Annotated in this window: 8 protein-coding genes; all 8 read right to left on the bottom strand. The window is 41.1% G+C overall.

Annotated features, from left to right (window positions below):
• Window positions 1–88: 88 nt before the first annotated feature.
• From AAEY68_RS06635 to AAEY68_RS06600, 8 genes are read right to left on the bottom strand one after another with little or no spacing between them, the layout of a single operon-like run.
• On the bottom strand, window positions 89–484 hold the full coding sequence (locus AAEY68_RS06635) for a hypothetical protein (protein WP_139016265.1): 396 nt from the start codon (window positions 482–484) through the stop codon (window positions 89–91).
• A gap of 25 nt (window positions 485–509) precedes the next feature.
• Entirely contained in the window at window positions 510–1352 is an 843-nt protein-coding gene (locus tag AAEY68_RS06630; RefSeq protein WP_350585710.1) for a M48 family metallopeptidase, read from the bottom strand.
• A 5-nt stretch (window positions 1353–1357) separates the two neighbouring features.
• Window positions 1358–4645 (bottom strand): type I restriction endonuclease subunit R, encoded by a 3288-nt coding sequence (locus AAEY68_RS06625; RefSeq protein WP_024594452.1) that lies wholly within the window; start codon window positions 4643–4645, stop codon window positions 1358–1360.
• 15 nt (window positions 4646–4660) lie between these two features.
• Window positions 4661–5269 (bottom strand): histidine phosphatase family protein, encoded by a 609-nt coding sequence (locus tag AAEY68_RS06620; protein ID WP_024594451.1) that lies wholly within the window; start codon window positions 5267–5269, stop codon window positions 4661–4663.
• A 4-nt stretch (window positions 5270–5273) separates the two neighbouring features.
• A complete protein-coding gene (locus AAEY68_RS06615) occupies window positions 5274–6935 on the bottom strand; it encodes a methyltransferase (protein ID WP_350585707.1) in 1662 nt (553 codons plus the stop codon).
• Window positions 6935–7963, bottom strand: a complete 1029-nt coding sequence (locus tag AAEY68_RS06610) for a radical SAM protein (protein ID WP_024594450.1) — start codon at window positions 7961–7963, stop codon at window positions 6935–6937. Before AAEY68_RS06610 ends, AAEY68_RS06615 begins: the two co-directional genes overlap by 1 nt.
• On the bottom strand, window positions 7960–9255 hold the full coding sequence (locus AAEY68_RS06605; protein ID WP_024594449.1) for a glycosyltransferase: 1296 nt from the start codon (window positions 9253–9255) through the stop codon (window positions 7960–7962). Before AAEY68_RS06605 ends, AAEY68_RS06610 begins: the two co-directional genes overlap by 4 nt.
• A complete protein-coding gene (locus tag AAEY68_RS06600) occupies window positions 9252–10154 on the bottom strand; it encodes an NAD-dependent epimerase/dehydratase family protein (RefSeq protein ID WP_350585706.1) in 903 nt (300 codons plus the stop codon). The genes AAEY68_RS06605 and AAEY68_RS06600 overlap by 4 nt, the downstream gene beginning before the upstream one ends.
• Between the last annotated feature and the right edge of the window lie 3 nt (window positions 10155–10157).

The following is a 10157-nucleotide window of genomic DNA, read 5'->3' as shown; positions in this document are numbered from 1 at the left end:
AACGTTTTTTAGCGAATTCAATTATACCTTATCCTCATGCTGTTTGTTTTTTATACCGCAAAGATCAACACGCCCTAATAAAACAGTATTAATTTAGAAGGCCTAGTTGCTCCCATAAAGACAATTGATCTTCTAACGGAACTATATGTCGCCATGTGCTGCCAACGATAGAGAAAATTATAATTGCACTACCGCCGTTTATGAAGTCTTCATCTGGTAGATATATTGCTTTTAAATTCCCTGAGCTGAATGAAAAATCAGGATCTAAACCTTCAAAAGCAAAGCTATCTAAATGCTTACTAATTTTTAAGTCCCGCTTAACGATATTTTCTACTGAACACCATCTATCACCAATTGAGATAAAGTAATTATCTTCTTCTGAAGGTAATGATATTAATTGATTCGTAAAGTCAGTTATAAGTTTATTATTAGAGAGCAGCGACAAAAACTCTATAAAACTTTCAGGCATCTTTTTCTTAATCACGTTTTATAAACCTATTAATTGTGTTTCACTCATTCAAATACATCTCTGCCATATCGTCCAGCTTAGCTTTTACTTCTTTCCAATTCGGCATTACTTGGGTTAATAATCGCCAGAAACGTTCACTGTGGTTGTGTTCCGCAATATGACAAAGCTCATGTAATATTACGTAGTCAATACACTCTTTCGGTGCTTTAACTAGGTGCGGGTTGAGCATTAAGTTACCTTTGGTGGAGCAGCTTCCCCACTGCTTTTTCATTGTCATTACACGAAAAGATGGAATGCCTGTTACCCATGTAGTTTTAGGCAATAGTTCGGCAAGTCGCTCATGAAAAATTGCTTTTGCTTTGTGTTGATACCACTTGTCTATTAGCGGTTTAATTTTCACCAACCGGCTATCTTGACTATCAAGGGCAATATCTTTACTCACTTCATGCTTGAGTGTGACGTTTAGCTTACCTCGGCTAAGCTTCACACTAGGCACTTGCTCAGCATCAACGATTACCTTGAGTACATAACGCTTACCCAAATAAAACTGAGTTTCGCCACTCACATATTGTTTATGTAGTACCTTGTCTTTTTGCTTCTCAAACTCATTAATATTTTGCCATATCCACCTTGCACGCTTATGCATGGCATCAACAATAGCATCTTCGCTCGCATCATGAGGTACAGTTGCAACAACACGCTGATCAGGGTGAACCTTAATAATGACCTTTCGTGCTACTTTTTTAGCGGTATCACTAGACTTTGTTTTACGAATAACGTCATAGCGAATGGTGTCGTTACCATAAGTAAAAACACCGTGTTCGTTGGTTGTTGCGCTGCTTTTTTCAGAATGAATAGCAGCGGCTACCGTTTTTTGAGTCACTTACATTAGCCTCTAGCTATGCCTAATCGGGTTATCTTTAACACTTCTTCAATCATTTTTTGAGCGTTCTCAAGGCCAAGCTCGGCAAACAGTAATGGTAATAACTTCATGTGAATGGCGTTTTCAATTTCCGCAGGGTTAATGGAATACTCAGCAACCGCATCATTCACAATGGCATCAATATCAAAAGCAAGCGCTACCAGCTTATCGTTATCCAGTGCCTTTTCAGTCAAGAAGTCGGCATCAAATAAGTGTTTGAACAGGCCAAAATAGGCTTGGGCATGTTTGTTTAACTTGCCTGCGTCATCCACAAAGTCATTTGGAACATCAGCCACTTTGCGGTCCTTTACTTCTTGTTCAAAATCAGCGAACAAGATGTACTGTTTAACAGGGGCATCAAACATGGCTCTAGCATCTTCAATGGCCTTTTTAAGCATCTTAGAAAAGTATTCCTGTGCATAAGGATCATCGGCTAAATCTTGTTCAATCATTTTAGTAATTCGACCAGTAATTTTGTCCGTTTGGTTACGTGCCTCGTCATCACTCAAATCTTGCGGCTTAACGTCTTTTCCTAAGTTGCCTACCAAGTAAGCTCCGTCAGGTTCTTTTACTTCAATGCCTGCTATGTGTTTGTCGAGTAAGCTACGGATGTCTTCAGCGTATTCATCATAATTAATGGTTTCGTCGGCATCTTCACGCACTTGTTTGCGCAAATCGACAAAGGCTTTTAAGTCACGCTTGTATAGGTCGCGCTTGTTATCGAACGACTTATCTTCAAAGTAGGTGGCTGATTGCAGTGCTACTTTCATACAGTTTGAAAATGCCGTAAGTATAGAGTAAAAATCATCACGCTTTTTAAGGTTGGTATCGGTGAGCTTACCATCAACCTCATGTACTTTCGGTGCTAACGCTTGGCGAAGCGCGGGGCCGTCTTGTTTGTTTTTAACCCCTTCAAATATCGCCCACAAATCACAGTGTAACCCCGGCAGTTTTTTATATTCCGTATCCATTCGGTTATACAAACCTTTCAGGTCGTCGATATCAAAACCGCCTTGAGTGCGTTCAGCAAGGTCTTGGTACTTTTCAATGGTGGTATCAAGCTCTTTTAATATGCCACGGTAGTCAATCAAGTAACCAAACTGCTTTTTACTATGTAAACGGTTTACTCGGGCAATGGCTTGAATAAGGTTATGCTCTTTAAGAGGTTTGTCGATATACAGTACGGTGTTTTTAGGCTCGTCAAAGCCTGTTAGCAGCTTATCAACCACGATCATAATATCAGGGCCATCATCTCTGCCAAAGTCTTCAATAATGGCTTTGGTGTAGGCTTTTTCATCCATTTTATCAACATTGGTCTTCCACCAATTTTGCACAATGTCTTTGCTTTCTTGATCAACTACATCGTGCCCCTCACGCGTATCAGGGGCCGACATTGCAACAACCGACGTAACGGTGCCAATTTTATCTAACGCCTCTTTATAACGTATTGCAGACGCTTTAGAGTCACAAGCTAACTGGCCTTTTAAACCTTGGTGCTTAAAATTTTTAAAATGGTCGGCAATATCATAGGCAATTAACATAATGCGGTCAGCGGTTTGGTAAATCTGACCTTTTTGTGAAAACTTCTTTTTTAAATCTGTTTTTTGTTTGTCGCTAAGCTTGCTGGTACTGCGTTCAAACCACGCATCAATCGCTTTGTCGTTAACGTTCAGCTCTGGAATACGTTCTTCATACAGCAGTGGGGTCACGGTTTTATCTTCAACCGCTTGCTGCATAGTGTAAGAGTGAATAATTTTGCCGAACTTGTTTTCGGTCTTATCGTCTTTTAATAGCGGCGTACCTGTAAAGGCAATAAACGCAGCTTTAGGCAGCGTCTGCTGCATACGGATATTATTTTCACCGTTTTGGCTGCGGTGGCCTTCATCCACTAACACAATTATATTCGGGCTGTCGTTAAAGCAGTCTTTGTGTTTTATTGCAGAGCCAAACTTATTAATAATCGAGAAAATAACCCGTTCATTCCCTTTACCAATTTGCTCCGCTAAGCGCTTACCTGTGGTCGCCATTGCATCTTTTTTATCGCGGTCGGTGAGTACACCACCGGATGCAAAGGTACGGCTTAACTGGTCTTCTAAGTCTACGCGGTCAGTTACAATAATTACGCGGCACTGCGCTAGCTCTTCAAGCCAAATAAGCGCCTTTGATAAAAACACCATCGTAAACGACTTGCCACTGCCCGTAGTATGCCAAATAACGCCGCCTTCACGCGCACCCGTGTCATCAAATGTATTAATTCGCTCAATAAGTGCTTTTATACCAAACACCTGCTGGTATCGAGCTACAATCTTGCCTGCTTTTTTATCAAATAAGGTAAACAGGCGGGTCATATCGAGTAGGCGTTCAGGGCGTAATAAACTTACAATCAGCCTGTCTTGGTCGGTTACCGTCAGCTCACCTGCGGCAATAAGCGACTGGTAATCATCTTTATCTTTTGCAGGGCGATGATTAAAGAGCGCATTTAATTGCTCATCACGCAGCGTGTGGTTTTTAAGCCTTACAAACTCAGCTTCCGGTATTTGCTCTTCCTTCCACTTTGCCCAAAATTTATCTTGTGTACCGCAGGTAGCGTATAAACCTTCATGCCCGTTTATGGCCAACAGTAACTGGCTGTAGGCATATAAATGCGGTACTTCATCCTGCTTTTGGTTACGAATATGCTGAGAAATTGCCTCAGCATTGGTCGATTTACCCTCTTTGTTTGAGTCGGGGCGTTTTGCCTCAATCACCACTAATGGCAACCCATTTACAAAACACACAATGTCCGGTCTGCGGTTGCCCGTCCCCTCGGCATTTTGTATCACTAATTCTTCGGTACAATGAAAGTGGTTGTTGTCGATGTTATGCCAATCAATCAGCTTTATAGTGGGGGAAGCTTTTTTACCGTCTATGAATTCAGTGACACTAATGCCGTACATCAACGCATTATAAATCTTCTCGTTGGCTGCTTTTAACCCTAAGTTCATAGCAGGGTTAAGCTCATGCATCACCTTATCAATGGCCGCTTCTGAGAGCTTATGCTGCTTACCCGCAAACGAAAACGTCTGTTTGGCTAAAAAGTCACGCATCACAGGTAACAACACCACCTGATGGGTACTTTTTTTATGGCCTGCTAACGTGTTACCACGTAAGGCTTCACATTCACTTGGTGGAATAAACGTGTAGCCTAAGTTAGTAAGCAACGTAAGCGCAGGAATTTTTGCGCTAAATTCTTCTTGAAACTTAATGGTTGTCATTGTGCCTAATCATCCTTAAATTGCATCGCCTAATAAGTTAGGTTTTTGCGAATAACTCACATGTATTTGGTCATCATTTAGCTTTATTTCCAAGTAACCCAAAAAGTTAGGCCAATCTTGAAGCGTTAAACGCTCGTCTCCAATACGAGCCGCTAAAGTGGCCAATATGGTGTCGTGAGTAACCCATAAATGCACTCCATCTGCTGAGTTACTTAACAGCGCTTTTATATCACTAAAAATACGTGCAACCGAATCGTCTAAATCATAAAAACCATCCCATGATTCAGTACCCGACAGCAAATGTAAATTAACGGCTTCATGACCTTTTTTAAGCCAATGTTGCCAAGCTAAGTCACCATCTTTAATAATAAAACCAGGATCGCCTAATAAGCGACATTGCTCTATATCATCAGGTTTAAAATGAGTTGCCTGAGCTATTAGTTCGGCAGTTTGAACACATCGGCCAATAGGGCTGGTTCTAATACTCAATACTTGACCGTTTATTAGCGAAGCAAATAATTTACTCTGCTCAATACCTTCATCAGTCAGCATTACATCATTACCCACAGTGTTCGGTAAAATATCAGGCCGTTCAGCATGTCTTACAATGAGTATTCTTTTCATTTATTTATGTCCGTATTAACTTCATCACAGTTACTAAGCTATCTTTCTTAATAATCGAATCAATGCAAAGCCCTGCTTTTTTAAATAGCGCTTCAAATTGGCCTTGCGTCCTTTCTTGTCCACCTGTCACTGTGAGTAAATGTAAATCACAAAGAGAGCCACCAAAGCCGTACTCATCAAGTAACATTTCAAACACATAAATCGCACCATTATTTTGTAATGAGTTCGCTGCATTTAAAAGAATTTGCAAAGCATCTGCGTCGTTCCAGTCATGAAGCACACGCGCCAGCATTATTTTGTCTGCTTTAACAGGCCATGTTTCAAAAAGGTCAAAGGCTCTTTTATTACCGAAGTTACTAGAATCAACAACACCTTCAAGGTCACCCAAAGTCACATTTGAAGAGGAGAACTTATCAAGGACAAGCTGTGCCAATAAACCATTGCCTCCCGCAGCATCAAAAACAATATCGCCTTTTTCAATATCTAAATAACAAACAAGTTCTTTATAGTCTTTTAATGCGTAGCTGCGCAGCATATTATGATGCCTTTCAGTATGCTCCTTAGACAAACTCACTTGTTTAAAAATGTCATCATTTTCAATGTCCTCTTGCATTAATTGCGTGAGGTTGTGCCACCTTTGCATTAACTCACCACGATACTCTATCGCAGCGCTTGCAAGCGACATAGCGTGGTTAGTTGTTAAAAAAGAACCTTTGGGTAATACATGCCAAATATGTTGTTCGCATTTTACCAACCCTAACTCCCCTAAGGCATTCAACAGGCGAGTTAACCGTTTTTCTAACGTGTTTGTGTGTATGGCTAACTGGGCTGTATCGTTAGGTAAGTAGTCAAATACTTTTAAATCAGCGGCAGCCGCAATAGTAAAGGTTCGCCAGTAACCAACCATATCAGCAGATAAAGATCCAAAACCATCATTATTTGCAGCTCTAAGCTCTCTAACAATATTGCCTTGTTCGTTAATAATTTGCAGTGCACCAGAATGCGTTTCAATGCGCGAAAGCCCATTATAAAAAGGCTCTACACTTGCGTAGCGCTGTGCGTAAATAGGTTTGCCACTTTTATCAATGTGATGCCAACCTTCATCACTTTTTGCTCTTGCAAACCCCTTATGAAAAACATCCAAGTCTAAAAACCAGTATGAATGAATAAACCGACCTTGCTTATCAATGTGCGTACTCAGGCCATTTTCAGCCTGAGCAACGGCAATACCTTCTCTAAAGTCTCCGCAGTAATGCCACTTATTTTCGTAAAGAGGTTGGCCCGATTTATCAATATGAAAGTAAAAACCGTCCTTATCACATACCACAGCAATGTTCTGTTGATAATTACCAACAAAAGCATAACGCTGTGTATAAACTGCAAAGCCATTTGGCAATATATGAAACCAATCATCGTTTTCTAACACAGCCGCTAAGCCACAGTAAAAACCAAAAGTACGATTAAATCTGTGCGGGTAAATTGCTTCGCCTGTTTCGTTTATGTGCCACGCTTGGCTATTTAAACAAACAGGCGCAACTTGATATGCGTTGTCTATTGCATGAAATGATAAAACCTCATCAAAGCGTGTAGGGTAAGCTGGGGTGCCATCAGTAAAAGTATGATACTTACCATTGCCTGAAACAGAGAGTTTAGTTAATGTGCTCATTACACGCGCCTCATAGTGCACTGCTTACACAAAGGGTGATCTTGATATGTATTCATCAACTCAACATACTGTTCACTCTGGGCTAATTCTGAGAGTGACGACTCGGCAACTGAGCCAAATTCCCCTAATGATTTACGTTCTTGATCAGGCGCACAACACACATTAAAACGACCCGATGGATCAATCCAAATTTCTTTACCTAAAAATGGGCAGTGGCCATTCGGTGCTATATCGTCTAAGTTGTCTATGTGTAGCTCAGAAAAGTTATCGAGTTTAAAAGGTCTCAATGCAGTTTTATTATGTAATTCAACACGCTCATGGCAATACTTAACTATTTGATTCCAACGCTCTGCAAACACAATATCGTTGCGTAAGTTTTCAGTCGCTATTTCATCAAAGTGCGCCCATAACTGGTGACCTTTTATGCGGTCAAACCCCAGTGCAATAGCAAGGTCAACCATTTGAGGGATTTCCTCTAAGTTGCTGCGTAAGAACGTTAGTTGCATTGTTACAGAACAATAATGACGTTCGGCCCAGCTGTCTCTAATGGCAATATAACGTTTTGCATTTTCAATATGTTCGCTTAATTGAGCACCAAGCATAATGCTACTGTGAGTGGCGTCGGTTGCCCCATTCCACGAAATTTTTACATCACTACCAATAGGCACAATACGATTAGCCCAGTATTCAACATTATGGTGTTTATCGGGGCTTGGGAAGGTGCCATTAGTGGTTAAATTTAACGATAAGCCCAACTCATGGCATAAATCTAAAAACACATCAAAATGAGGGTATAGTAAAGGTTCTCCCATTGTTGAGGGGATCACTTCTTTAATACCCATTGCAGCCGCATCGCGGATCACCTGCTCAAGCATCACTCTATCCATATTAGGGCGTAATCGTCCTTGTTGCTTACGCAATTTAGGGCTATCAGAATAAGGCGAATGATCCTCACACATAACACAATTTAAATTACAGGTATCAGGGTTAGTGTCTAAGGTAATGCGCCAAAAATTGGTATCCCTCACTGCATTAGCTCCTTGTAGCAAGCCTCTAAGTCAATAATATGCTGGTCTATACATGGAATTTCGCCATCGTCACTAAATGCATAACCCTTTTCTCCAAGTTGCCTTGCATACTGTGGGTCGTCAACAAACACCTGCATTTTTTTAGCTAGTGCATCAACATTTCTATGCTCATAGGTCAGGCCATTTACGCCATCTATAACGTATTCACCCATACCGCCATCGTTAGCTGTAATCACAGGTACTCTAGACTGTTGCGCTTCATGTATCACAAGCGGAGAGTTCTCAACCCAAACTGAAGGCGTTACTATCGCATCGGTTTTACTAAATACATCAACAGCTATGTGCTGGTTTTTATACTCTGGCATCCACTGAATACTGTTCTGTTTTTCGAGTGGTAATGTGGCAGCAATAGCTCGTAATGCGCGAGAGTCTTGCCCTCTGTCGCGGCCCCAAATACGTAAAATGGCATCGCCTTTTATCTTACCAAATGCCTCAATTAACTGGTGAATACCCTTAGCCGGAATATGCGTACCGATATAGCCAAAGGTAAAAGGTTCACCTTCATTGCGTACACGGCCCAACATACGAGAACGATCAAAGCCGTAATCCAAGTAAATGCTTTTATCAGTTGGTAAACCAAAGTCTTTTTCGTAACGGTTTTTTAAATATTTGGCTGGCGAGATAAATAGGTCAACATGCTCAACAACCTCTTTTACGTGGCGCATTCTGCGTTCAACCCAGTTTTCCCAATAAGCAATATCTTGCTCTAACTCTTCTTTATCACCCGAAAAGTAACGGGCATAACATTGTGTGGCACATTTTTTATTTTCTTGTCCATCACATGCAGCCCAAAGGTTATCGTCAGCAGAGTGCATTTGCATAAACTGCCCACGCGGGCACATTAACCAATAATCATGCAACGTATAAACAACAGGAATATTGCGTTTTTTGGCTTCAAACACCAAAGATGTCGATAAATGGTTCAAATGGCCAATATGCACAATATCAGGGCAATATTCATCTAATAACTCAGCAAATTTTTGGTCAATAATCGCTAAGCGATACCTATCTCTGTGGCGAGGGTTATTAACAAGGTGTAATGCAATTTCAGGCACATCAGCATCGTGGCTAATCCTTATATCGCCATCTGGTCTAAATGCATCTTCTTCACGGGTAAAAACACGAACTTCGTGGCCTTTTTTAACCAATCCATGACAAATAGTTTGAGAATAAACCTCTGAACCCGCGTTATACAACATAGGGTAGCCATGTATTACTTTTAATATTTTCACGAATGCGCTCCTAATTTTAATTTTTTATTATATGCGCCAACTAACCTTGCAACCCCTTGTTCTGGCAAAACACTCGCGTGCCAACCTAGTAGCGATTTAGCACGAGATGGGTCGCCAATAAACCGCGCAACATCGTAATCACGAGACGCCGCCTCAACAATAGTTGAAGAGCTATTGGCGGCCTTAATAGCCATTTGTGCGGCTTGTTTTAAGGTTGTGCCATGCCCGGGTAATAAATGAATGGGTGGCAATTGTTTTTCACCTTCACTCAGCAATGTTATAGCTTTTACTAAACCCGCTACGGTGTCATCTACATGGGTAAAATCAAATAAATGCTCAAAGCCATCAACCCGTAAATCAACGCCTAAGGCGGCATTTCTGCTAAATGCAGGTAATACTCTATCTTCATGATCAAGCGTGCAGCCATACACGTTAGCTAACCTAACAATAGCGGTATTAATACCTGCACTTCGTGCGCTTAAAGCGGCATCTTCCATGTAAAGCTTAGAGCGACCATAAATATTAACGGGTACTAAAGGCATGGTTTCTGTGACGGGTAAAATTTTTGGTTCGCCATAAACCTCGCGGCTACTGGCAACCAGTACCCAAGGTTTATGTGTACTATTTGCGGCTAAATTAAGAAGTTGCTCACTGGCCAGTGCATTAGTTTGCCAGCACTTTTCAGGATCGTTCTGCGCCCATACAACGCGCGAAACAGCCGCTAAATGTATTACGCCACAGCATTCATTTAATGCTTGGCTTAACTGCCATGTATTACAAATATCACCTGTTCCATCAGCAATATCAAAACCAACTACTTCATAACCTAGTTGAGATAATAGGGGAGATAAATGACGGCCAATCAACCCTAAGTGGCCTGTCATTAAAATTTTATTCATTAA

This window comes from Pseudoalteromonas sp. RB2-MNA-CIBAN-0110, assembly GCF_040309305.1.
In the GTDB taxonomy this organism is placed as follows: domain Bacteria; phylum Pseudomonadota; class Gammaproteobacteria; order Enterobacterales; family Alteromonadaceae; genus Pseudoalteromonas; species Pseudoalteromonas arctica.
The sequence above is the reverse complement of the archived record's forward strand: the minus strand, read 5'-3'. Positions and strand labels throughout refer to the sequence as shown.